Here is a 25,435-nt window from a genome sequence, read left to right on the forward strand (position 1 = left end):
AGCAGGTAAGGAAAGAGGGCGGATATGCTGGTAGTGATTTCCCCGGCCAAGCGGCTGGACTGGGCAGAGCGGGATGTCGCGGTCACACAACCCGACTTTCAGGATGACGCGATCCGGTTATCTAAAACAGCCCGCAACCTGACACTTCGCGATCTGAAAAAGTTGATGAACCTGAGCGACGATCTGGCACGCCTGAACCGCGACCGCTATCGCACCTTTTCGGATACGCCCGAGGCCGAGGCCACGCGCCCTGCCGCGCTTGCTTTTGCTGGCGACACTTACCAAGGGCTTGAGGCCAGTTCTCTAGATGCCGAGGAACTGGCGTGGGCCCAGGACCACTTGCGCATTCTGTCAGGGCTGTACGGTGTGCTGCGCCCATTGGATGCGATTCAGCCGTACCGGCTGGAGATGGGCAGCAAGCTGAAAACTCGGCGCGGCAAGAACCTGTATGAATACTGGGGCAACCAACTCAGCAAAACGCTGAATACCCAAGGAGCAGAGATTGGAAGTGACTTTCTGATCAACTGCGCCAGTCAGGAGTATTTTGGCGCGGTTGACTTGAAAGCGCTGAAACTGCGGGTCATCACACCGGTGTTTTTGGAAGACAAGAACGGGACCCCGAAGATCGTAAGTTTCTTTGCCAAAAAGGCTCGCGGTGCCATGGCGCGATATATCGTTCAGCACCGTCTGACCGACCCAAAGGCCCTGCTGGAATTTGACACTGGTGGGTATGAATACCGTCCTGACCTGTCTGAAGAGGACAAACCGGTCTTTGTCAGGCCCTATACAGCCTGAACATCATTGAAACACCTGGTCGCGGTTGCGGCCACGGAAGGAAGCGAGGGGCCAGCCCCTCGCGCTCCCCGAGGTATTTTTAGCCAGATGAAGCAGGATCCTGTTTTTGATCGCAGCGGTTTGTGATGAACTCTTCGGGTTCGGATTTATCAACAGGTCTCACGTTACTGGGTTGGTGGTTCAAGATCATCTGATGAATGAGGGTTTTGTGCAGCGGTTTGGTCAAATAGTGGTCGAGTCCTGCCGATAATATCCCCTCATCGTCCCCAGCCATCGCGTGCGCGGTCAGGGCAACGATCGGGACGTGTCGGCCGGTTTCAACTTCGAGCCTACGGATTTCGGCAGTGGCTTGTTTGCCGTCCATCTTGGGCATTGAAATATCCATGAAAATCAAGTCAGGCTCGAACTTCTGATAGATATCAACCGCCTCAAACCCATGAGATGCAAATCGTAGGTCAATGTTCAAAGTCTTGAGCATCTTTTTCAGGATCAATTGATTAGTGCGGTTGTCTTCGGCTGCAAGAATCTTCATTCGCCGGAGCGTTTTTGATCCGGAATCCTTTTTATTAGACTCTGACTTTGTCTGCTGCGGCGCTCGATCAGATTGCGGTGAGGCTTTCAGAGTCATCAACCTGGCATACAGCTCTGATCGGGGAATGGGTTTCTGAAGAACGCCACTTACGAGGTCGCGCGCCGGATGGGCGTGGATCAATGCGGGATTTGCGGACATCACAATGATCGGCAAGTCACCCCATCCCCGATCCTTGAGTGAGGTCGCAAGGTCCAGCCCATCCATGTCAGGCAGATCATGGTCACTCAGCACCAATTCTATCTGATCATTCATCAAGGACAGCGCCTCTCTGCCCGACGCGCAGACAGTCACTTCAGCACCCAGCTGGCCTAGCTGTTTCGCCAGAATTGCCCGGTTTACGGCCAGATCTTCGACCACCATCACGTGTTTGACGCAATCTGCCAGATTCGGCGGCTCGGGTTGCTTGCCTTCGGCGGTGGGCAGAGAGATGCGAAACCCGAAACAGGACCCAAGCTCCAGTTCGCTTTCCACCCAAACAGTGCCGCCCATAATTGAAATCAGCCGTTTTGTGATAGCCAAGCCCAGCCCTGTACCTTCGAATTGGCGGTTGCGCTCGTCTTCAACTTGATTGAACTCGCCAAAGATGTGACTGATTTTTTCAGCCTCGATACCGATGCCTGTATCTTCGATGGCAACATGGATGTCGCAGGTCTGTTTATCCGGGTGGGGCACACCCGTGACCCGGATTAGAACATGCCCTTCGGACGTGAATTTGACCGCGTTGCCAACCAAATTGGTCAGAACCTGTCGTATCCGTCCGGGATCACCAACAAACAGAGTGGGCAGGAACAGGTCGTAATCCACCAGTAGTGTCAGGCCCTTGTCGCGCACACTGGGTTGCAAGAGCATCGCAACCTCGAGAATGCAGCGTTCCAGATCGAAATGTTCGGGATGAAGAACAAGCTTGTCCGCTTCGATCTTCGAGTAGTCCAACACGTCATTGATGATGACCAGCAAGGCTTCACCCGAATTGCGGATGGTGTTGACGTACAGACGCTGTTCTTCGTTCAAAGGGGTTTCGTCCAACAGCTCACTCATCCCGACGATACCATTCATCGGCGTGCGGATTTCATGACTCATGTTGGCCAGAAATGCTGACTTTGCGCGGTTGGCCGCCTCGGCACGCTCGCGCGCGGCTGTCAGTTCGGTCTCATGCCGAACCGACGCCGTGATGTTGAGCGCAAGACTAACCACGTCACCACCATTTCCCCGCTGGTCAATCAGGCGGATGTATTGCCCGTTCCACAGTTGCAGTACGATGGGCGGAGGATTAGCGCGTTTCCAGCGTGCCTGCATCCTGGCGCGCCACGCATCAGCCGTGTCATCGCCGATGTCGACAATGCCTTCGGTTGTCAACAATTCTAGAATGCGGGGATATGTTATCCCAGGCAACACCTCATCCAAACCGTCAAAAACACTTAGATAAGCGGTGTTGGCTCCGATCAATCTGCCATCGCCGTCGAAAAAGGCAAACCCGTCCTGAATGGTTTGGATAGAATGCCACAAACGGCGTTCAGCCACCTCGATCTTGGCATTCGCGACGGTCAGGTCGGATTTGACCTTCTCATTCTCGTCGCGGACGGTTTCAACCTCGGCCTGAGTCTCACCAATGCGTTTGGTCAATGCCATCGCATGCTGGCCCAGTTTACGGTTGGCCGCCGAAAGCTCGGCCTGTTTCAAGGCCAGCATTCGTTCGGCCGCCAGACGTGCGCGCCGTTCCTGTGCCAGTTTGTGTGCAAGACTCATGGTAATCGATTCCGGGACGTTCCGGTCCCACCATCGCGGCAGAGAATGAAAAACTGTTTAAGCCGTTGCGTGACAGGTACGCGCCATGCAAGGTTGAGCACAAAGAGGAGGGCAACATGCACCGCTTTGTTTTTATTTCAATAACTTATATCTTTTCACTCTTGATACTGCCCGTCACCGCTCTGGCGCAGAACGCCGTGCCTGACTTCCGCTACATAACCACCCGGGACACGGACTTTTATGGGTCAGATCTGGATGCTCTGTTCGACACAGATCTGAAATCATGCATTCGGGCATGCTCGGCCAATGATCGCTGCACTGCTTTCACCTATAACACGCGATCCGATGCCTGCTTTCCCAAGGACGGGGTGACCCGGCAGGAGGCGTATCAAGGGGCGCTTTCCGCGCAAAAGGTAACGACCTCAGAACAGGCTCTGAAATTGGGCAAAACCCGTGCGGCAGCGTTGAGCGTTCTGGGTTCTGCTGATTTGAAGCGGGCGACAGATCAGGCGCGCAACCTGGGATTCCTGCATCCTGCCGGCGGTTACGACCTGAAAGCTGTGTTGGACGCAGCGCGTAGCGCGGGCAGTGCGACGCAAGCGATGCAATGGACCGGCGTTGCCGTGTCTCTCAGCGATGCGCCGGACCTGTGGGTGGAATACGCGCGACTATTGCTGATTATGAACCCCTCGGGCTGGAGCGAACGACGGGATTTGCGCAATCGTGCATTGAACGCTGCGATCAATGGCTATCTGCGCGCCGAGACCCCGGGCACCCAGATTATGGCTCTGATGACTATGGCAAATGCGCTGGAAGAAGTTGAGCGCGGGCGTGACATGGTTCCAGTGCTGCGCCTGGCCGAGCAAGTGCAACCGCGCGAGGATGTGTTGGCCGCACTCGACGATGCCATTGCAAAATATGGCTTCCGCGTTGTCGATAGCTCGGTCGAAAGCGATGCTGCCGCCCCCCGGATCTGTGTTGAGTTTTCCGAACCCCTGGTCAAGGCCGGCGTGGACTATGATCCGTTTGTGCAGCGTGGCGATGTCGGGTTGGTCGTACAGGCTGAGGATAAACAGCTTTGCGTCGACGGGGTCGCGCATGGCCAGCGATATCGCGTGACACTGCGGCAAGGGTTGCCAGCTGCCTCGGGTGAAGTACTGAACCGAAACGTTGAACTGACCCATTACGTGCGCGACCGAACGCCTTCGGTTCGCTTTCCCGGGCGCAGCTATGTCCTCCCGAAATCTGCGGATGCGGCTTTGCCGGTCGAAACGGTCAACGTCACCGAGCTGGATCTGATCCTGCGGCGGATCAGCGACCGGAACCTGTTGCGAGCCGTGCAACAGGACTTCTTTGGCCGTCCGCTCAGCGAATGGCAGGAAGAGGAATTCTCGGACCAGATTGCCGAGGATATCTGGACCGGCACTGCCGAGGTATCCAATCAGTTGAACCAAACCATGACGGCGCGCCTTCCTATGGCAGAGGCCATCGCTGGTCAGTCTGCAGGCATCTATGCGCTGACAGCCCGTGTTCCGGGGGCTGATCCTTATGACGACCCCGGCGCGACGCAGTGGTTTGTGTTGTCTGATCTGGGGATCAGCACCGCGCTTGGCACCGATGGGCTGCACGTAACGGTGCGCGGCCTCAGCGATGCGGCACCGCGTCAGGACGTCGAGGTTTCGCTGGTCACAAATGCGAACGCGGTCATTGCAACCGCGCGGACCGATGAAACGGGCTATGCCAGATTCGATCCAGGCCTGATCCGCGGAAAAGGGGCCAGTGCGCCTGCCTTGGTGATGGCCTCTGCCGGAGACAGCGATTTCAGCTTTTTGTCCCTCACCGATCCCGCCTTTGATCTGTCGGATCGCGGCGTTGAAGGGCGCGCGCCTGCGGGGCCGGTTGATGTCTTCCTGACCACGGATCGGGGTGCCTATCGTGCCGGAGAGGTCATCCATGTCACCGCGCTGTCCCGAGATGGTGAAGCACAGGCCATTGAAGCGTTGCCACTGACCGCGATCCTGTATCGTCCGGACGGGGTGGAATACCGTCGGTCTGTCTCGGACGGGGGCATTGCCGGGGGGCATGTCTTTGCTTTGCCTGTCGCCATCGACGTACCGCGTGGAGCATGGAAGATTGAGATTAAATCTGATCCCAAAGGCGAGGCACTGGCGCGTCAGACGGTACTGGTCGAGGATTTTCTGCCTGAACGTATCGATTTCGATCTGACCCTACCCGACGCGCCCTTGCGGCCCGGCGATAGCCCACCGCTTTCCATAGATTCGCGCTATCTGTTTGGTGCGCCGGGATCTGACCTGAGCATTGACGGACAGGTCATCGCGCGCGCCGCGGACACCGTTCCGGGGTACGAAGGTTACCGCTTTGGCCGCTACGATGCTGAGGCCGTGATCAAAAGCACTTATTTCGGAAACACGCGCACGGATGCGGCGGGACAGGCCACCGTGGCCGTCGAAATTCCAGTGTTAGAGACTGAAGGAAAGCCCATTGAGGCTGAAATCATCGCACGATTGACCGATGGCTCTGGCCGTCCGGTTGAACGTCGCCTGTCTGCTCCGGTTCTGCCACCGCAGCCGGTGATCGGTGTCAAACCTTTGTTCGAACAGGTTGTTCCCGAAAGTACCGAAGCGGCGTTTCAGATCGTCGCGCTCGCCCCTGATCTGAGCCCGAGTCCGATGCGTCTGCGTTGGACTCTGAACCGGGTCGAGACGCGGTATCAGTGGTATCAGCTGTACGGCAACTGGAATTGGGAACCGACAACCCGCCGCACACGCATTGCCACCGGCGAAGTTGACATCTCGACAGATCCTTTGACACTGGCGCAGCCCGTGGATTGGGGCCGTTATGAACTGGTCGTCCAGCGCATCGACGGCACATATGCCGAAACCGCTGTCGATTTCTATGCGGGCTGGTATCAGGCCGCGGATGCGTCAACCACACCAGACCGGCTTGAGATGTCGCTGGACCGTGACAGCTATCGCGCAGGCGATACCGCGCAGTTACGGATCGTCCCGCGCATGGCGGGCGTCGCCCAGATCGAAATCCTGTCGAACCGGCTGATCCATCGCCAAATGGTGGACGTGCCGGAAGGTGAAACCGTAATCCCGATCGAAGTGACCGAAGATTGGGGCGCGGGGGCTTATGTCACCGCCACGGTCATCCGCCCGATGAACGTCGCAGCAGGTCAAAACCCGGCGCGTGCGATGGGCGTGGCACATGCCACCATTGATCCAGCAGATCGCAAGCTGGAAGTCGTTATTGATGTGCCCGAGGTCACATCTCCACGGCAAACGCAAAAAGCCCGTGTTAGGGTCGAAAATGCCTCGGAGAATGACCCTGTCTGGCTAACACTGGCTGCAGTGGATGTGGGCATTCTGAACCTGACTGGATTCGAAAGCCCGGATCCGCAGGAATATTACTTTGGGCAACGTCGTCTTGGCGTGGATCTGCGCGACGTTTACGGGCGCCTGATCGACGGCATGACCGGAGCGATGGGTACCGTCCGTTCCGGTGGTGACGCCGACAACGGCATGCGCCGCCAATCCCCGCCTCCGACGCAAGACTTGATGGCTGTGTTCAGCGGCCCGGTTCAAGTCGGCCCGGACGGAGAGGTTGAGGTGGACATTCCCCTACCCGCCTTCAACGGCACTGTCCGATTGATGGCTGTCGCGTGGTCACCCAAAGCGGTCGGGCAGGCCGAAGCCGATATGATCGTCCGCGATCCGGTGGTCGTCACCGCCAGCCTGCCCCGTTTCCTTGCCCCCGGCGATCAAAGCCGAATGCGGCTTGAGATCGTTCATGCCGATGGCACACCCGGGGACATGGTACTTGGTCTGACGGCTTCCGGTGGATTGAAACTGGGTGAGGCACCGACCAACTTTGTGTTGGAGAACGGTGGCAAGGCGATCTTTGACATCCCCGTCACAGCCAGCGTTGTTGGCGATCCCGAAATCAGTGTCTCGATCACCACACCGGACGGGCGCGACTTGTCGCAAACCCTGCGCATGCCCATACGTGCCAATGATCCGGTGATTGCACAGACAAGACGTTTCGCGTTAGGGGCCGGGGACAGCTTCCTGTTTTCACAGGACGTATTTGACGGGTTCCAGCCCGGTTCGGCCAAGGCCATCTTATCCGCCGGAGCTTTGGCAAAGTTCGACACGCCCGGTCTGTTGGATCAGTTGAACCGTTACCCCTATGGCTGCACGGAACAGATCACCAGCAAAGCCCTGCCGCTGCTTTATCTGTCATCCGTCGCGCAGGCCTCGGGGCTGGGGGACGGTCCGGTGGTGGATCAGCGCATCGCAGAGTCCATTCGCAGCATCCTGACCCGTCAGGCAGCCAATGGTGCCTTTGGCCTTTGGCGTGCAGACAGTGGGGATTTCTGGCTGGACGCTTACGTGACGGACTTCCTGTCCCGTGCGCGCGCACAGGGATACCCTGTGCCGGATCGCGCCTTTGCGCAGGCCATGGATAACCTACGAAATAGGGTCAACTACGCGCCAGATTTCGACGAAGGCGGTCAGGATATTGCCTATGCCCTGATGGTTTTGGCACGAGAAGGCGCGGCATCGATGGGTGATCTGCGCTACTATGCAGATGTCAAAGGGGATGCGTTCGACACCCCATTGGCGGCCGCACAATTGGGCGCAGCACTTGCATCTTACGGCGATCAGACCCGGGCGGACGCGATGTTCAACCGCGCCGCTCGCATGTTGGAACAGGTCCCCGATGAGCAGGAAGATTACTGGCGCGCGGATTACGGCACGCACCTGCGGGATGCGGCAGGTCTGTTGACTCTTGCCGTGGGCGCGGGCAGTGAGGCCGTCAATCGCGACGCACTGATCCAACGTGTCAGCGCCGGTCGCGCGCCATTGTCCACGCAAGAGGCCACGTGGTCTCTGCTGGCGGCACATGCGTTGGTGTCTGATCCGACTGGATCGGGCTTGACCGTCAACGGCTCTCAGGTGGCTGGTCCGTTTGTGCAGGTTCTGCAATCTGGTCAGGCGGATGAGGTCAACATCACGGCAAGTGACGGCCAAGCCACGGACATCACCCTGACAGTCACCGGGATTCCTGAGGTTCCGCCAGAGGCGGGTGGCACCGGTTATTCGATCGAACGGCAATATTACTCGATGGATGGCGATCCGATTGACGCCAACAGCTTTGAAACCGGCGAAAGGTTTGTCACGGTTCTGACAGTGACCCCGTTCGAAAGCGGCGGGGCGCGGCTGATGGTCGATGATCCACTTGCCGCCGGGATCGAAATCAACAACCCCAGTCTGCTGCGTTCAGGCGATGTGCGTTCGCTTGACTGGCTGGACCTGTCTGAGGCAACTCATACCGAGTTCCGTTCTGACCGTTTCCTTGCTGCGGTTGATCTGTCCGGCGGTGAAACGGTAACGCTGGCCTACGTGGCGCGCGCTGTTACGCCGGGTATCTTCCATCATCCTGCGGCCTCAGTTGAGGATATGTATCGCCCGCAGAATCGGGCACGCACAGCGACCGGTCGGGTTGAGGTTCATTGATCAGCTTTGCAACATATCAATGCCCGGGTGGCTGTCGTGCCTAGGCCGTCGCGTCTGCTGCTTGCACTGGTCGGTGCCCTCTATTTGACGGCGCTGGCACGGGATGGCGTTGACCAATGGGTCGACGCCACCGTTTTACCACCTGTTCTGGCCGAAACCTCGGTTGAGATACGAGATCGGAACGGAGACCTCCTGCGTGCGTTCCCGGTTGAGGATGGCATCTGGAGACTGCAGCCAGGCACAGTCGATCCAAATTTCACCTCCATGCTGATCCGGTACGAGGATAAGCGGTTTCGGAGTCACCACGGTGTGGACCTGATAGCGTTGCTGCGGGCAGCAGGGCAAAGCCTGTGGAATGGGCGTAAGGTATCGGGTGGGTCTACGCTGACCATGCAGGTCGCGCGGCTGATTGAGGACGGGCCGACGGGACGTTGGAGCGGTAAAATCCGTCAGGTTAGGGTCGCATTGGCGTTGGAGCGGCAACTGACCAAACAGCAAATCCTAAGCCTCTATCTGACACATGCGCCTTACGGCGGTAATCTGGAAGGTATCCGCGCCGGCACCCGTGCGTGGTTTGGCAAAGAGGCAGCCCGGTTGACCCCGGCGCAAGCAGCGCTGTTGGTTGCTCTGCCGCAATCTCCAGAGGCTCGACGCCCGGATCGCCAGCTACACGCAGCCCGAGAAGCACGTGACCGGGTTCTGCGCAGGCTTGAACGTCATGGCGTCCTGACAGCCGCTGAAACACGCGCAGCTCTGACGGAGCCCCTGCCGGATCGGATGAAACCATTTCCGCGCCTGGCACCGCATCTGACCGATCGTGTAAAGCGGCAAACACCCGAAACAAGCGCCTTTGATCTAACCCTTGATGCCGGGTTACAGGCCCGGTTGGAAGCTATAGTCATGCAGGCCGCCACGCGCGCCGGACCACGCGTGTCTGGCGCTCTGATCGTGGCCGATCATCGCAGTGGCGAGGTTCTGGCCTCAGTCGGGTCCGCCGGGTATCAGGATGCCCGACAGGGGTTTGTGGATATGACACAAGCACTGCGGTCGCCTGGATCGACCCTGAAACCTCTGGTTTACGGGCTGGCCTTCGATCAGGGACTGGCCCATCCCGAAACTCTGATCAGCGACAGCCCCGTAATGTTTGGCCGCTACGCCCCGCGCAATTTTGATGGGGCATTCCGTGGCGATGTCCGGGTACGGGACGCCCTGCAATTGTCGCTCAACATTCCGGTCGTGCGTCTGACAAACGCGCTGGGGCCAGCGCGTATCATGGTGGCATTACGCTTGGCCGGATCAGAACCGCGCCTGAACGGTGGCACGCCCGGCTTGGCGATCTCATTGGGCGGTGTGGGGTTAAGTCTGCACGACCTTGTACAAATCTACGCCGCTCTGGCAGGCGGTGGACAAGGCCCGATTCTGCACCACGATGCCTTGGGGGATACGCTGCAAACCCCGCGCGTTATGTCAGAAACCTCTGCCTGGCAGGTTGCCGACATTCTGGCCGGGCTTTCACCACCCGCAGGCGGCGCGACAGGGGCGCTGGCCTACAAAACCGGCACATCTTATGGTCACCGAGATGCCTGGGCCATCGGCTTTGACGGTCAGCACGTCATTGGGGTCTGGTTAGGTCGTGCAGATGGAACGCCCGTTCCCGGCGCGTTCGGAGGCGATCTTGCCGCGCCGCTTCTGGCCGAAGCCTTCAGCCTGCTGAAACCCGCGCTTACCCCGCTGCGCCCGCCGCCGCCCTCGACCTTGTTGGTGGGCGCTGCGCAATTGCCCCAACCCTTGCAACGTTTCCGACCTCGCACGGCGGCTTTCCAAAATGATCACTCCGCTCCGAATCTGCTATTTCCGCCTGAAAGCGCCGTGTTAGAGACACTTGGAGCACCCCTAACGGTCAAACTACGCGGGGGTGTCGCGCCATTTTCAGTGCTGGCGGATGGCGTGCCCGTGCTGACCGGACAGCGGCAACGAGAGTTCGAAATCCCCAATCCGGGGGCCGGTTTCACCTCGCTTGTTGTGGTGGATTCGCAGGGCCAATCGGACCGGGCCGCAATCAGGATTGATTAGCGCCGCCCCTCGCGCAGCCAACCGCCCAGCAGGAACCCTCCTGCCAGTAGCAAAACCAGCCAAGGGGGCAGCAGACCGGCCTGCGTAACATCCCGCGTCTCGTAGGCATCGCGCGGGGTCAGACCGATCCAGCCCCGACCAGCCGCAGGACGCCCTGCGCGTACGTTGCGGATTGATGGCAAACCGTCTTCCAAACGGATCACGCCACCCCGCATACTAGCCAAGGTCGGTTCCAAAACATCATCGGTTGCGATGGTGCGTTCAAACTCTTTCGGTGCGGCGGGGCCAAGGCCAATCACGGCCATATGGTCGCCTTCCTGCAACCGGTACAGACCGATCTCAGGCCCATAGTATTGTGCTTCGAACCGGCCCGGAGAGACCTCTTGCAAAGTGATCTCTAGTGTCTCACCGTTTGGACGCGTTACCGTAACCGGCCCGACCTCGTCTTCCAGCGTCTGGCGAATGATGCGCATGGATTGACCGTTCGCCTCGGCCCATAACGCTTCTTCCTCCAGTTCGGGTTCCTTCATCATCCAATGAGCCAACCTGCGCAGCAGCTCCAGCTGCGGACCGCCACCTTCAAAGCCGCGACTCCACAACCAAGCGTGGTCGGATGCCAGCATCGCAACGCGCCCCTCGCCAACACGGTCCAGAACCAGCAGTGGCCGTTCTTCGATGCCAGTCATCAGAACCTCGCCCGAGCGGTGGTTCACGTCGATCTGGCGCAACCAAGCCCCCCAATCCTCGGAATCGCCCAGATTGGTTGTTACCGGATGCCGTTGCCCCAAGTCGCTGACCATCGGCACATACCGTTCCTCGAACACCCGTGCCGAAGGCTGCGCCGGCAAGATCGGTGCTAAAGGAGATCGGAAGATACTGTCGGCACTGGCGAAATCGGGACCAGCGGCGATCAGAACCGCGCCCCCGTCATTGATGTAACTTGTGACATTGTCCAGATAGATCGCAGGTAAGATGCCACGCCGCTTGTAGCGGTCGAAGATGATCAGATCGAAATCGTTGATCTTTTCCAGAAACAGTTCACGCGTTGGAAAGGCGATCAAGGACAGCTCATCGACAGGCACGCCATCCTGTTTCTCAGGCGGGCGCAGAATGGTGAAATGCACCAAATCGACCGAACTGTCGGATTTCAACAGGTTACGCCATGTGCGCCCACCGGGGTGCGGTTCGCCCGAGACCAGCAAAACACGCAGACGATCCCGAACGCCATTCATCTGGATCAGCGCAGTGTTGTTGCGATCAGTTAATTCACCCTCGGCCTGCGGAACAGAGAACTGGATAACGTTGCGCCCGCCATGGGGCAGCGTGATGGGCAGTTCTACATCACGACCAATGGGAACACTGAACTGCTCCGGCGCGCCGCCATCGACCGAAATCTCTAGTGGCGCAGTCGCCGCGCCCGCAGGTGCCGCACCACTGTCTTCCACCCGAAGGGTCAATGTGACCGGCTCGCCAATAATGGCAAAGGCCGGCGCATTGCGGACGATAAGCCTGCGATCCCAATCACTTTCGCGCCCGGTTTGCAGAAGGTGCATCGGTGCAGGCAGGTCCGGGGCCTGATCGACATCGTGCACAATCCCGTCCGACACCACCAGAATGCCAGCGATCCGAGCGCGGGGTTCTTCGGCCAATGCCTCATTCAGAGCCGCCATGATCTGCGTGCCCTCATCCCCATCCCCGTCGCCAACCTGAATGCGGCGCAGTTCCGTGTTGTTGCGCGCCTCAATCTCAGCAGCAAGTGCCTCGGCTGCCTGTGCAGTTTGTTCAGCCCTGTCCGTAAGCGTCTGGCTGGCGCTTTCATCCTCGATCATCAGGACGATATCTGTCAGCGGTGCGCGATCTTCGATCTGATAGACCGGGCCGGACAGAGCCGCCAGAACCACCAAAGCCGCCAAACCCCGCAGCGCCCAACCCGACAAGCCACGCCACAGGGCCAACACAACCCCAGCCACGGCAATCGCACCCACAGCGGCCAAAATAGGCCAAGGGATCAGTGGGTCGAATATGACGGTTCCGGTCATTGTCCTAACCTGTCCAGAAGGGCGGGCACGTGGACCTGATCGGATTTGTAATTCCCGGTCAGCACATGCATTACCAAATTGACACCAAAACGATTGGCCAACTCGCGCTGACGTTCCCCGGCATAGCCGCGCCCGACAGGCAGCAGGGCCTGCCCATTGCGATCCACAGCCCAGGCCCCAGCCCAATCATTACCGCCGATAACCACCGGAGTCACATTGTCGTTCAGGTTGCGGAACGGCATCCCTTCGATCTGTTCCGCGTCCAGTGGCGCAGCTTCCACCCAGACTTCCGTGCCAGAATAACGGCCCGGGAAATCCTGCAACAGATAGAACGTTCTGGTCAGGACGTGATCACGTGGAATCGGCTCTAACGCAGGGATATTCAGCGGTGCAGCCAGTTGCTGCAACTTGCGGCCATTCGGGCTGGACGCGCCGAAGCCAGCGATATCCGCGTCACGTGTGTCGAACAGGATCATCCCACCCGAGCGCAAATAGGCGTTCAGTTTCGCATAGGCTTCGGCGGAAGGTTGAGGCTGGCTCGGGGAAATCGGCCAGTAGAGCAGCGGGAAGAATGCGAGCTCATCACGTTCAAGGTCCACACCTATGGGGTCGGCCGGTTCGACGGAGGTGCGATAAAACAAGGTTTGCGCCAATCCTCGCAGACCGGCCTGCGCAATCTCGTCCACCTGCGCGTCGCCAGTCAGCACATGGGCTAAGACAAGTTCATGCGTCGCTGCCAAGGCGAACTCAGTGTCCTCCGGCGTCTGCGCCTGAACCTCGGGCACCAGCAGAAACGCCGCCAGAACCCCAGCAGCAGCACGCGCCAAGCCCAATCGGCCAGACAAAGCCAGCGACGCAACCACGTCGATTGTGAGCAAGATCAAAGCAAGGCTAAGCAGCAGACCCGACAGCGGCGTTTCAGTGCTGGCCTCTTGCCCCTTGATCGGCACATTGGCAGGCCAGACCACCGGACGAAGTTCAGTATCCTCGGAAACAACGTTCAGCGCCAGTTTCTGTTTGCCACTTTCATATAGACCCGGACGCAAATCCGGCCCGATCTGTCCCGAAATCAACTGCACACCGTCCACACCAGCCAAAGTGCCAGCGTCTGACAATGTGCCAAACCCGTCCATGATCTGCACTGGCTCCCACGTGGTGCCTTGCAACTGCGTCTCTTGCCGAGACTTCGCAGCAGAGGCCACGGCCAGACGATCCAGCATTTCGACAAACAGACCCGAAAGCGGCAGGCTGGACCATTCCGCATCGGCGGTCACGTGGAACAGCACCACCTGCCCCAATCCCAGCGCTTTGCGCGTCACCAAAGGTGTTCCATCTGACAGCGAAGCAATCACGCGATCCGCAAGATTAGGGTCTGGTTGGGCCATTACCTGAGTCGAAACAACCACATCGCCTGGGATGTCCAAACCATAGAACGGTGAATTCTCGGGGAACGGAGCCAAGGTCTTGGCCTCACCCCAGCTCATCGCTCCACCGACAGATCGCCCGCCGCTGCGCAGCCGCGCGGGCAACAGGGTGTCTTCGGTATCCCGCCCCAGATCGCTGGCTGCCATGCGCGGACCGGCAAACCGCAGCAGCAGGCCGCCCTGTTCGACCCATTCGATCAGACCGGTCTCTTCCGCATCCGACATCTGCGCGACATCCGACAGAACGATCACATCTGGGTTCGCAGGCAGAACCTCAAGCAGACCCCCATCGACAAAATCCGCCGTGGGGATCAGAACCTGTGTCAGATAATGTAGGGGCGACAACAGCTCCAGCCCTTCACGGTTCAGGGTTCCGGCAATCAGCGCAACCTCGCGACGACGCAAGCTGTCATCGGTCAGAGTCACAGTCCCGGCGGATCTTTGGCCCTGAATTTCGAAACGCGTGATGCGCGCGCGCAATTCCGACGGCAGTGCCAGTTCGATCTGCGCCGTGGTTTCCCCGGCATCTAAGGTCAGGTCTACCGAATGCAGCACCCGCGCCGTGCCTGCCGGATCACGCCCCTGCGCCAGAACCGTCACCCGCTCTTCCGGGCCGGGTCCCGCGCGTTGCACGGTCAGTTGGATAAGACCGTCTTGGTAGGCCGCGGGCTGGATCGCAATGGGCCTGGATGCCGCCTGATACACCGTCACATCACCACGTGCCTGCACGGCAGAAACCAAACTGGTATGCTGGGTATAGTCCAAACGGTCGCTAAACCAGTGAGTGTCAAAGCCGCCATCAACTGCATCCAAAGCGGCAATGGCTTGCGAAATCTGATCTGCAGTCGGTTGCCAAGGGTTCGGAGTCAGACCAGGAAGACGCCCACGCCATGCTTCCGCCGCTTGAAAAACAGGTGTTTCCGGCTCGGTCAAACGTATTATGGCAACCGTGCGACCCGCGCGTCCGGCCTCGGTCAGTTGCGTGTCAAGCTGATCCAGCGTGGCCGACCAGCGCGTGGCACCGGCCCAACTGGCATCCAGCACCAGTAGAAGCGGCCCTGTGCCAGTCTCATCACGCGAGGGGTTCAGAACTGGCCCGGCCAGGCCGATGATGATGGCTGCCGCCGCAAGCATCCGAAGCAGCAACAGCCACCATGGCGTACGGTCGGAAACACTTTCGTCATCCTTCAGCCCCAACAACAGCGTAACCGCCGGGAACATCCGGCGGATCGGTGCGGGCGGTACAGCGCGCAGAATCAGCCACAGAATCGGCAGGGTTAGAAGACCCAGCAAAACCCATGGCGCGGTAAAGCCTATGCCCGCAAGAACCGTCATCGCGTGCCCCCATCCAAAGCTCGATAAAGCCACAATAGAGCCGCTTGTGCACTATCACCCGTATGATGCAGGCCCAGTTGCCAGCCGGTTGCACGGCACAACTGCGTCAGGGCATCCTTGCGGCGCGCAAGACGTGCCAAATAGCGGTCCCGCAACTCAGCCGCCTTGAGGGTTTCGTGCCGGACAGATCCTCCGACGCTTTCGAAAATGGTGCGCCCGCGATAGGGAAATGTCTCTTCGCCCGGATCAAGTACTTGCAGCACCACACCGCGCACGCCACGGTCAGCCGCTTTGGTCAGGGCCAATTCAACTTCGTCCATGGGGCCAAGGAAATCCGAGATAAACACGGCGCGGGCATGAGGAATCATGGCACGGTGTTCAGGCGGGGCGTAATCCGTTTGATCATCTTCAGACCAGGCTTGCGCCAAACGGATGATCTGCGCGTTGCCGCGCCGGGGCGGCAAGGTTGTACCTGTAAGGCCGACACGTTCACCGCCGCGTACCAGCAGGATCGAGGTTGCCAGCCCCAACAGCCGGGCGCGATCCGCCTTTGTCGGCAGCGATTTGTCAGACGCGAACCGCATGGAAGCACCCTGATCGACCCAGAGCATCACCGATTGCGCGATCTGCCATTCGCGCTCGCGCACAAACTGCTGATCCCCCCGCGCTGAACGGCGGTGGTCGATCATCCGGCGGCTATCCCCGATTTGCGCGGGGCGGTATTGCCAGAAATCATCGCCCATACCCGAGCGCCTACGCCCGTGATCGCCCAACAGGACGGTCCCGGCCAAATGCTCGGCCCGCGCCAAAAGCGGCGGCACCCGGGACGCTTCGGCCTCGGATCTTTCGCGAAGGGTCAGCGCAGCATTCACGCCGCAGCCTCGGTGCGGATCAGACCGGCAGCCGTCGAGTCAATCAGCTCGGCAAGGCTGTCACCGCGCGCCCGCGCCGCAAAGTTCAACGCCATCCGGTGGCTCAGCACCGGGCGCGCCATGTCCAGAACATCCTCGGCATTCGGAGCCAACCGCCCCTGAAGCATCGCACGCGCGCGCACTGTCATCATAAGCGCCTGCGCCGCGCGAGGACCGGGGCCCCAAGCCACGGTTTCTGAAACGCGTTCGGACGCGCCTGCTTCTTCGGGGCGGAACGCGCGAACCAGATCAAGGATCAGTTCGACCACCGATTCACCCACCGGCATCCGGCGCAGCAGGACTTGGGCCGCCAACAGGTCTTCCTTGCTGAAAATCTGGTGCGCGTCTTCCTCTTCCACACCCGTCGTGGCCAGCAGAATATCACGTTCGGTCTGCCGATCCGGGTATTCGACGTCGATTTGAACCAGAAAACGGTCCAACTGCGCCTCGGGCAGCGGATAGGTCCCTTCCTGTTCGATCGGGTTTTGCGTGGCCAATACGTGGAAAGGCGTCCCAAGCGAGCGGTCTTCGCCTGCCACAGTTACCGTGCGTTCCTGCATCGCTTGCAGCAAAGCCGACTGAGTTCGCGGGCTGGCGCGGTTGATTTCGTCAGCCATCAGCAGCTGGCAAAAGATCGGGCCAGAGATAAAACGGAAATGCCGTGAACCGTCATCGGCAGTATCCAGAACCTCGGACCCAAGAATATCTGCGGGCATCAGGTCGGGCGTGAACTGAATGCGGTTGCCGTTCAAGCCCATCACGGTCGAAAGCGTTTCGACCAACCGCGTTTTTCCCAGCCCCGGCAAACCGATCAGCAGGGCATGACCACCGCATAACAGCGCGGTCAGAGTCAGATCCACGACCCTTTCCTGCCCGATGAAGCGGCGGGTGATCGAGGCCTTGGCCTCTTGCAGCTTGTTTTCCAGCGCTTCGATCTCGGCTACGAGGTCGGCAGGTTCGGTCATGACTTTCCCTTCCGTGGACTAATATGATTGAAGTGTATCGCGCTACGAGGAAATGGCAAAAGCAATGAGCGGACAAAAACCTGTGAAACCGTCGCCGGATGGTCTGGCTGCATCAGTCAAAGCGGCCAAAACCAAGGGTTTACCGCCCGTTCACCTTTGGAATCCCCCGTTTTGCGGCGATCTGGACATCCATATCGCAAAAGATGGCACCTGGAGTTATTTAGGCTCGCCTATCAACCGTTTCGAGCTGGTGAAGCTATTTTCCTCAATTCTTAAGAAAGAAGATGGGAAATACTACCTCGTCACACCGGTCGAGAAGGTGGGAATCACTGTTGAAGACGCCCCATTTGTCGCCGTGGATTTTGATCGTGAAGGCGAAGGCGAGCAGCAAAACCTGACCTTTACAACTCATGTAGGCGATCATGCTGTTGCAGGTTCAGATCATCCGATCCGGATCGTTATTGACCCGGTGACAAGCGAACCTTCACCCTACATCATGATCCGTTCCGATCTTGAAGCACGCATAGATCGCAAAAGTTTCTACCGCCTGGTCGAGATTGGCACCCACCATGACGGCTGGTTTGGCGTTTGGTCAGGCCAGGAATTCTTTGGGCTGATCCCGTCAACCGACCTTGGCTGATCCTCGGGACTGTCGAGGCGCACGATCCTGCGCTAAAACAACGGCCACAGCAACAACACCCGCGCCCAGCGCGCGGGTCCAGTTCCAGTCATCCCCCAGCATCAGCATGATCAGCATCACGTAGAACGGTGCGATGTTGATGTGGAACGACGCCAATGCAACGCCCAGTTTACCAACCGAAGCGATGAACAGAACCTGGCTGAGCCCCATGGCAATCAGTGCATAGATCACAAGCATCCCAACTTGCTGCGCATCAACTGACGTACGCGGCATCACGTCCATACCCATTTGCGCAGAAACAAAACACAGAGCACTGGCCATCAGCAATCCGCCGGTAAACGTGATCGTTGTGCGGCCGATCTGGCTGAGCTCGGGAAAGTCCCGTGCCGTCGCCATGCTGGCCCAGCAATACAGACCGGTTGAAGCGATTGCGCAGACTGCGCCCAGCCCCAGTTGTGCCGGTGAACCGGCGCTTGTTGCTATCAATCCACCTACAATCGACACCAAGACACCAAGGGCAAAGTTCCACTTTAAACGGCGCGTGCCCGCCGCAAGTTCCAGCAATGTTGCCGCCAGCGGAGCACAGGACGCAATGATTGCAACGGTGACGGGATCTGTCAGTTTCTGTGCAAGGATCAACAGGAACATACTGATCCCGAAACCGAACCCGCCGATGATCGTCGCCCGACCCCATTTGGCCCTCAGTACGCGGCTGGGCCCGTCCAGAATGAACCAAAGCGGTACCATCACAGCCACGGCCATTGCCAGACGCGCAGCTAGCAGTGCGACAGGTGGCCAACTTTGCAACAGGATCTCAGCGGCAGGGAAACCCGCAGCCCAAGTCATCATCGAAGCCACTGCCAGACCATTCCCGGACAGGACCGAGTTACGGCCAGCAGGCAAAGAAACTGCCGCCCCGCGCACGGGTTCAGGGCTCATGGCCATGAGTTTAGACCTTTTTGTTGGTTCAGCGTGAAAAATGATTCGCTGCTACTGCCCGACTGTCCCTGATCCTTTGTCCATGATCTGGCCGATTTTCGACAACTTGTCGTTTTCAGTCCCTTCCCCGAAAACCACTCGACGGTTAGGGTCGAGCTGTCACTACCGAAGATCTCTCATGCCCAGATTTGCCGCCAACCTGTCGTTGCTCTTTACAGAACTGCCTTATCTCGACCGGTTTCAGGCCGCTGCTGATGTGGGATTCACTGCTGTTGAAATCCTGTTCCCCTATGACATAGCCGCTAAAGAAACCCGCCGCGCCTTGCTGGCCAACGGGTTGGAATTGATACTGATCAACGCCCCACCCCCTAATTACACGGGCGGCCAACCCGGTTTCGCCGCGGTCCCGGGGGGCGAGGCCCGGTTTCAGTCGGATATCCGCCGCGTTCTGCGTTATGCGGACATGCTGCGCCCCGGATTCATTCACATCATGTCAGGGTACGCCTCGGGGTTGGACGCTCTGTCGTGTTTTGTTCAAAATCTGCAATGGGCCGCTGATGCTGCGCCTCAACAGCAGTTCACGATTGAACCGCTCAACTCGGTGTCGCAGCCTGAATACTTCCTGAACGACTACGATCTGGCAGCTGAGGTTCTGGATCGTGTTAATCGCCCGAATGTCGGCCTGCAATATGACAGCTTTCATGCTCACATGATCCACGGCGACGCGCAGGCCGTTTGGGATCGATTTCATCGCAGGGTGGTCCATGCCCAGATCGGCGCTGCCCCGGATCGGTCTGAACCAGGTCGGGGACCTACGGATTTCCAAAGCTTGTTTTCGGCTATGGATGCCGCGGGATATACGGGTTGGGTGAGTGCCGAATACACACCTTCGACATCGAAAACCTCCGACAGTCTTGATTGGATGCAGCCCTAGTACTGGCATTTCACAGGCAAATGCTGCAGATCAAAGGCAATGCGACCTTCAGGATACCCGCCATGATTCCAGCCCGCTATGCCCGCGCCGTATTCAGCCTGATCATGTCCGGCCTCATGTCCTGCATCGTCACAGGGATCGCAACAGTGAAAGCCATTGGTTTCGGCCCCAGCACATTCGGAGATTGGTTGGCATCCTGGGCTTTTTGCTGGCCGATAGCCTTCACCGTAATTCTTCTGTTTGGCCCAACCGTGCAACGCATGGTGAACCGCATGGTCAAGCCACAAGACTGACCCGCGACGAAGATGGCCCGCCGGGCCGGATGCGGCGCATCGCTAATGCGCCTCGGCCCAATTTGCGCCTTGCCCGGCATCCACACTCAGCTTGACGTCCAGCTTGATTGCCGGATCCGAGGCACCCTCCATCACGTCGCGTGCCACGCCGATCACCTGATCCACTGAATCTTCCGCCACTTCGAACAGCAATTCGTCATGCACCTGCAACAGCATTTTGGCCGGCAGGCCGTTGATCGCCTCCGGCATCCGCACCATGGCCCGTCGGATCACGTCTGCCGCCGTACCCTGAATGGGCGCGTTGATCGCCGCCCGCTTTGAGAACCCGGCATGAGGTCCCTTGGCGTTAATCTCGGGCGTGTGAATCTTGCGCCCGAACAGGGTCTGGACATAGCCATGTTCTTTGGCAAAGGCGACGGTGTCATCCATATAGGCTCTAATGCCGGGGAAACGCTCAAAGTATCGGTCGATGAAGCCCTGCGCCTCGGCCCGAGGGATGCGCAGGTTCCGCGCCAGACCAAAACCTGAGATGCCGTAGATCACACCAAAGTTGATCGCCTTGGCCTGACGGCGAATATCGGGGGTCATCTCATCCAGCGGCACGTCGAACATCTCGGATGCCGTCATGGCGTGAATGTCCAGCCCGTCCGAGAATGCCTGTTTCAATGCCGAAATATCCGCAATATGCGCCAGAATCCGCAATTCGATCTGACTGTAGTCGAGGCTGACCATGACATTACCCGGCTCGGCGATAAACGCCTCACGAATGCGTCGCCCTTCCTCGGTCCGCACCGGGATGTTCTGAAGGTTCGGATCGGTCGAGGCCAAACGTCCGGTATTCGCCCCGGTGATGGAATAAGACGTGTGCACCCGCCCGGTATCCGGGTTGATATGGGTCTGCAGCGCGTCCGTGTAGGTCGATTTCAGCTTGGACAGCTGCCGCCAATCCAGCACCCGGCGCGGTAGTTCGTGTTCAGTCGCAAGATCTTCCAGAATGTCCGCCCCGGTCGAATATTTCCCGGTCTTCCCCTTCTTTCCGCCCTCAAGACCCATCTTGTCGAACAGAATCTCACCCAACTGCGCAGGTGATCCAACGTTGAAAGTCTCACCCGCCAGCTCGTGAATTTCAGCCTCTAACCCGGCCATTTTCTGCGCGAATGCGTTGGACATGCGGCTGAGCACATCGCGGTCCACCTTGATGCCATGCATCTCCATCTCGGCCAAGACAGGCACCAAGGGGCGTTCCAGCGTCTCATAGACGGTCGTCACTTGGACCTGATGCAGTTGAGGCTTGAACAGCTGCCAAAGACGCAAGGTGATATCCGCATCTTCGGCGGCATAGGCCGTGGCCTCATCAATTGGAACCTTGTCGAAGGTGATTGCGGATTTGCCCGAACCCAGCAGCGGCTTGATCGGGATTGGCGTGTGGCTCAGGTAGCGCTCGGACAGAGTGTCCATCCCATGCCCATGCTCGCCGCCATGCATCGCATAAGACATCAACATCGTGTCATCGATCGGCGCAACTTTGATCCCATGGCGCGCAAAGATCTTGGCATCGTATTTCATATTCTGCCCGATCTTGAGGATCGACGGATCCTCAAGCATCGGTTTCAGCTGGGTTAGAGCCTGATCCAGTGGCATCTGCCCCTCGGCCAATGCATCCGAGCCGAACAAATCGTCCGCCGCACCGTCCCGATGGGTCAGGGGGATATAGCAAGCCTCACCAGCCTCAACACATAGCGAGACGCCGACCAGATCGGCGATCATTTCATTCAGACCAGTGGTTTCGGTATCGACAGCGACCCAACCGCGTTCATAAGCCTGATCGATCCACTTTTGCATGGCCTTGGCGTCGCGCACACACTCGTATTTCGACGCATCAAACGGAATAAGCGCTACCTCTGGTTCTTCAGCCGCAGGGGCAGGCGCGTCAACAATCACCGGAGCTTCGGCCCCCAGCTTATCTGCGATCCGCTTGGTGAGAGTGCGAAACTCCATCTCGGCCAGGAACCCCAGAAGGGTTTCGGCATCGGGGTCCTTTACTTCAAGATCGTCGAGGGTGAAGTCCAGCGGCGTGTTTTCGTCCAATTGCACCAGCTTTTTGGACAGCTCGATCTGGTCTCGTTTTTCCATCAGCGTCTGGCGGCGCTTTGGCTGTTTGATCTCTTCCGCGCGATCCAACAAGGTTTCCAGATCGCCATATTCATTGATCAGCAGGGCCGCCGTTTTCACGCCAATCCCAGGGGCACCCGGCACATTGTCCACCGAATCCCCGGCCAAAGCCTGCACATCGACCACCCGTTCAGGGCCAACACCGAATTTTTCGATAACCCCATCCCGGTCGATGCGCTTGTTCTTCATCGCATCCAGCATCTCAACGCCGTCGCCGACCAATTGCATCAGGTCCTTGTCGGAACTGACGATGGTCACACGGCCTCCGGCCTCACGCGCCTGAACGGCCAGCGTGGCGATGATGTCGTCAGCCTCGTACCCTTCAAGCTCTTTGCAGGCGATGTTGAAAGCCTTTGTCGCCTCGCGCGTCAGGGGCATCTGTGGACGCAAGTCTTCGGGCATCGCCTCGCGGTTGGCCTTGTACAGATCGTAGAGATCATTCCGGAACGTGTGCGAACCTTTGTCGAAGATCACCGCGACATGGGTTGGAGCATCTGGTCCGGCGTTTCCCTCGACATATTTCTGCAGCATGTTGCAGAAGCCCGAGACCGCCCCGATCGGTAATCCGTCGGATTTTCGATTCAGCGGAGGCAGCGCATGATAAGCCCTGAAAATAAAGGCCGATCCGTCGATCAGATGCAGATGACACCCTTTTCCGAAATTGCTCATGCGCGCTCTCCCTGTCGGTCAGTGATGGTTCTGCCACAGGGGCAGGCGGGTGACCAGTCAGGAACGTGCGTTACCCACCAAAGAGACCGCTGAAAACGTCCGAGAAACTGTTCAGCAGCGCCATGATCACCAGAACTCCGAGGAAGGCGAAGAAAGCGAAGGCGAAGAACTGGAACAAGATTGCGCCGATGCCGACTGCGACACCCGCAATAGCCGGACGCATCCGTTCATGACGCAAAATGCCAATCACCGAGACGACAATTGCCAGCCCGCCCAGCATCGCCACGCCAATTTGAAGGTAATCGTCCAGGTCGCGGGTTTGGGCCACGGGTGCAGGCTGCTCCAGCCCGGCTGCGGCGCGCAGGGTGGATTTGCCAAGCTCTGCCGCCAGTTCACCCAATGAAACGCCGGTGGACTGTTGCGGCGCGAAAGGACCGGCCCAGAACACAAACAACGCGGCGAACAAAGCCATTGCCGCAAGGAAAAACCCGATCCAACCAAAAACCGGGTTGGCCGTGTCAGTGGCAGTCATGTCGGTCATCACACTCACCTATGATGGTTGCACCAACGCACTACCATGAAAATCGCGGCGAGATTTGGGCGAAACCCGGTTAGGGGGGCAATCAGCCCTGCTCTGTGCCCTTCAGAACATATTTGCAGTCGCAATAGGGGCACTCGACCCAGCCGGTATCTTCGGGGATTTGCAGCCACACGCGCGGATGCCCCAACGCACCTTCACCGCCATCACAGGCAACACGGGTGGTTTCGACGATCTTGGTTTCCGGCGCTTCGATGGTCACGGCTGGCGATCCTTCTTCGGTTGTCGGCCTCGCGGGCATGTACTAGGTGCGTTTATGAGCGATGAGCAAACCGGGGGCAAGAGCCACATGAGCGATGCGGCAATCAGGATCAAAGGGCTGCGCAAAACCTATCGCAGCGGCAAGGGCCAGCCCGAGAAACACGCGCTGAAAGGCATTGATCTGACCGTTCCGCGCGGGTCGGTTTTTGGGCTGTTGGGGCCGAACGGGGCAGGAAAATCGACACTCATCAACATTCTCGCCGGGCTGGTTGTGAAATCCTCGGGCCATGTATCTATTTGGGGATTCGATCAGGATCAGAACCCGCGCCAGTCGCGTTCCGCCATTGGCGTGATGCCGCAAGAGCTGAACCTGGATCCGTTCTTTTCCCCACGTGGAGCGTTGGAGGTTCAGGCCGGGCTTTATGGCGTGCCAAAGGCGCAGCGCCGCAGCGATGAGATTCTGGAACTGGTGGGTCTCAGCGCCAAGGCCGAGGCGTATGCCCGCACGCTGTCGGGCGGGATGCGGCGGCGGCTTTTGCTGGCCAAGGCGCTGGTGCATCACCCGAAGATTCTGGTGTTGGATGAACCCACGGCAGGTGTGGATATTGAACTGCGTCAGATGCTCTGGACCAATGTGCGCAAACTGAATGAACAGGGCATGACCATCATCCTGACCACGCATTATCTGGAAGAAGCGCAAGAGATGTGCGACGAGATCGCCATCATCAACCATGGCGAAAAGATCGCACAGGACAGCACCGCCAACTTGCTGGGTCGGATGGACAGCCGGACGATGGTGATCGTTCCGGACAACCCTGTGACGAAACTGCCTGCAACAGAAGGGGTCGAAGCCGCGCTGCGCGACGATGGCAGCCTTGTGCTGCAATATCAGGGCAATCAAACCAGCGCCGAGCAGGTGCTGGAAGCCGTCCGTGCCGTGGGTATCCGTATTCGTGACGTGCGTACCGAGGAAGCCGATCTTGAGGATGTGTTCCTTGCACTGACTTCGTCGCGCGCCGAGGAACCTGCAGACGATCAGGACCAGCCGCGCCGGGGAATGCACCGCGTTAAGCTTTAGGCGCGGTCGATCCGCGCCTGATAGCAGTTGTTTCTGGCCGAGCGGACATGGATATAAGCGATATCCGGTCTAGCAAAGATGCCCTTCACCGCTGCGCCGATCTGCTCCATGGGCGTGATCGCCCCGGTGCCATAGACGATCCTGTCATCCGCACCATAGCCCTTGATCAAATAGTCAGGAGAGGTGGTCAGAATCTCGGGCATCTCTTCCCCCTCATGCCGCTCGCACGGTTTAGCACACAGAAAGATCGGGCCGGTTTCCGCATACGGATGCGTCTCTAAAAAGGGGCGATGGGCCAATATCAGCATCTCTTCGCCTTCGGGAATGTTCTGCAGGCAGTGGCGGCATGGATTGCCTGCACCAGTCGAAACGGCGTGTTCGGGCGTTGCGCCATAAGCATCCGGACCACCGGCCTGAAGGGCGCGTACCTCGTTGGTGGGTAATGCAGTAATTTTGAACATATCGGGCCTCCTTTTTTGCCGACCCTG

At 58.8% G+C, this 25,435-nt stretch carries 17 protein-coding genes; 7 read left to right on the plus strand and 10 right to left on the minus strand.

Annotated elements, in window-relative coordinates; translation table 11 throughout:
* Positions 1-24 precede the first annotated feature (24 nt).
* On the plus strand, positions 25-795 hold the full coding sequence (yaaA, locus tag GS630_RS03340) for a peroxide stress protein YaaA (RefSeq protein ID WP_171620263.1): 771 nt from the start codon (positions 25-27) through the stop codon (positions 793-795).
* A gap of 79 nt (positions 796-874) precedes the next feature.
* On the opposite strand, the gene GS630_RS03345 is transcribed toward yaaA, so the two are convergent.
* Positions 875-3,133, minus strand: a complete 2,259-nt coding sequence (locus GS630_RS03345; RefSeq protein WP_171620265.1) for a response regulator — start codon at positions 3,131-3,133, stop codon at positions 875-877.
* A 116-nt stretch (positions 3,134-3,249) separates the two neighbouring features.
* Between GS630_RS03345 and GS630_RS03350 the strand changes: the two genes are divergently transcribed.
* Both GS630_RS03350 and pbpC read left to right on the plus strand, forming a co-directional pair.
* A complete protein-coding gene (locus GS630_RS03350; protein ID WP_171711866.1) occupies positions 3,250-8,676 on the plus strand; it encodes an alpha-2-macroglobulin family protein in 5,427 nt (1,808 codons plus the stop codon).
* A 36-nt stretch (positions 8,677-8,712) separates the two neighbouring features.
* Positions 8,713-10,749, plus strand: a complete 2,037-nt coding sequence (pbpC, locus tag GS630_RS03355) for a penicillin-binding protein 1C (protein WP_371809133.1) — start codon at positions 8,713-8,715, stop codon at positions 10,747-10,749.
* Here pbpC and GS630_RS03360 read toward each other — a convergent pair.
* The 4 genes from GS630_RS03360 to GS630_RS03375 are packed head-to-tail and all read right to left on the minus strand — an operon-like array spanning position 10,746 to position 17,423.
* Positions 10,746-12,788 (minus strand): hypothetical protein, encoded by a 2,043-nt coding sequence (locus tag GS630_RS03360; RefSeq protein WP_171178375.1) that lies wholly within the window; start codon positions 12,786-12,788, stop codon positions 10,746-10,748. The two genes, pbpC and GS630_RS03360, sit on opposite strands and share 4 nt — an antisense overlap.
* A complete protein-coding gene (locus GS630_RS03365; RefSeq protein WP_171620269.1) occupies positions 12,785-15,547 on the minus strand; it encodes a DUF4159 domain-containing protein in 2,763 nt (920 codons plus the stop codon). Before GS630_RS03365 ends, GS630_RS03360 begins: the two co-directional genes overlap by 4 nt.
* Positions 15,544-16,419 carry a DUF58 domain-containing protein gene (locus GS630_RS03370; RefSeq protein WP_171711868.1) on the minus strand — a complete coding sequence of 292 codons (876 nt, stop codon included), beginning with the start codon at positions 16,417-16,419 and terminating at the stop codon, positions 15,544-15,546. The genes GS630_RS03365 and GS630_RS03370 overlap by 4 nt, the downstream gene beginning before the upstream one ends.
* Positions 16,416-17,423, minus strand: a complete 1,008-nt coding sequence (locus GS630_RS03375) for a MoxR family ATPase (RefSeq protein ID WP_171178382.1) — start codon at positions 17,421-17,423, stop codon at positions 16,416-16,418. The genes GS630_RS03370 and GS630_RS03375 overlap by 4 nt, the downstream gene beginning before the upstream one ends.
* 64 nt (positions 17,424-17,487) lie before the next feature.
* On the opposite strand from GS630_RS03375, the gene GS630_RS03380 reads away from it, so the two are divergent.
* Positions 17,488-18,063 (plus strand): DUF1285 domain-containing protein, encoded by a 576-nt coding sequence (locus GS630_RS03380; protein WP_245222881.1) that lies wholly within the window; start codon positions 17,488-17,490, stop codon positions 18,061-18,063.
* Here the strand turns inward: GS630_RS03380 and GS630_RS03385 are convergent.
* Entirely contained in the window at positions 18,046-19,008 is a 963-nt protein-coding gene (locus GS630_RS03385) for a DMT family transporter (RefSeq protein ID WP_171620271.1), read from the minus strand. The genes GS630_RS03380 and GS630_RS03385 overlap by 18 nt on opposite strands.
* Before the next feature lie 172 nt (positions 19,009-19,180).
* On the opposite strand from GS630_RS03385, the gene GS630_RS03390 reads away from it, so the two are divergent.
* Positions 19,181-19,936: a hydroxypyruvate isomerase family protein gene (locus GS630_RS03390; protein WP_171620272.1), complete on the plus strand. Its 756-nt coding sequence runs from the start codon at positions 19,181-19,183 to the stop codon at positions 19,934-19,936.
* Between the two features lie 62 nt (positions 19,937-19,998).
* Positions 19,999-20,229 (plus strand): DUF2798 domain-containing protein, encoded by a 231-nt coding sequence (locus tag GS630_RS03395; RefSeq protein ID WP_171620274.1) that lies wholly within the window; start codon positions 19,999-20,001, stop codon positions 20,227-20,229.
* Positions 20,230-20,271: 42 nt separating this feature from the next.
* On the opposite strand, the gene polA is transcribed toward GS630_RS03395, so the two are convergent.
* The 3 genes from polA to GS630_RS03410 all read right to left on the minus strand — a co-directional run bounded on the left by polA (position 20,272) and on the right by GS630_RS03410 (position 23,870).
* Positions 20,272-23,070, minus strand: coding sequence for a DNA polymerase I (polA, locus tag GS630_RS03400; RefSeq protein WP_171620276.1), 2,799 nt, complete (start codon positions 23,068-23,070; stop codon positions 20,272-20,274).
* A 70-nt stretch (positions 23,071-23,140) separates the two neighbouring features.
* Positions 23,141-23,611, minus strand: a complete 471-nt coding sequence (locus tag GS630_RS03405) for a hypothetical protein (RefSeq protein WP_171178392.1) — start codon at positions 23,609-23,611, stop codon at positions 23,141-23,143.
* A gap of 82 nt (positions 23,612-23,693) precedes the next feature.
* On the minus strand, positions 23,694-23,870 hold the full coding sequence (locus GS630_RS03410) for a zinc-finger domain-containing protein (RefSeq protein WP_170533977.1): 177 nt from the start codon (positions 23,868-23,870) through the stop codon (positions 23,694-23,696).
* An 87-nt stretch (positions 23,871-23,957) separates the two neighbouring features.
* Between GS630_RS03410 and GS630_RS03415 the strand changes: the two genes are divergently transcribed.
* Positions 23,958-24,947, plus strand: a complete 990-nt coding sequence (locus GS630_RS03415) for an ABC transporter ATP-binding protein (RefSeq protein WP_171711886.1) — start codon at positions 23,958-23,960, stop codon at positions 24,945-24,947.
* On the opposite strand, the gene GS630_RS03420 is transcribed toward GS630_RS03415, so the two are convergent.
* Positions 24,944-25,408, minus strand: a complete 465-nt coding sequence (locus tag GS630_RS03420; protein WP_171234736.1) for a DUF1203 domain-containing protein — start codon at positions 25,406-25,408, stop codon at positions 24,944-24,946. The two genes, GS630_RS03415 and GS630_RS03420, sit on opposite strands and share 4 nt — an antisense overlap.
* Between the last annotated feature and the right edge of the window lie 27 nt (positions 25,409-25,435).

It is taken from the genome of Ruegeria sp. HKCCD7303 (genome assembly GCF_013111185.1).
Lineage (GTDB): Bacteria > Pseudomonadota > Alphaproteobacteria > Rhodobacterales > Rhodobacteraceae > Ruegeria.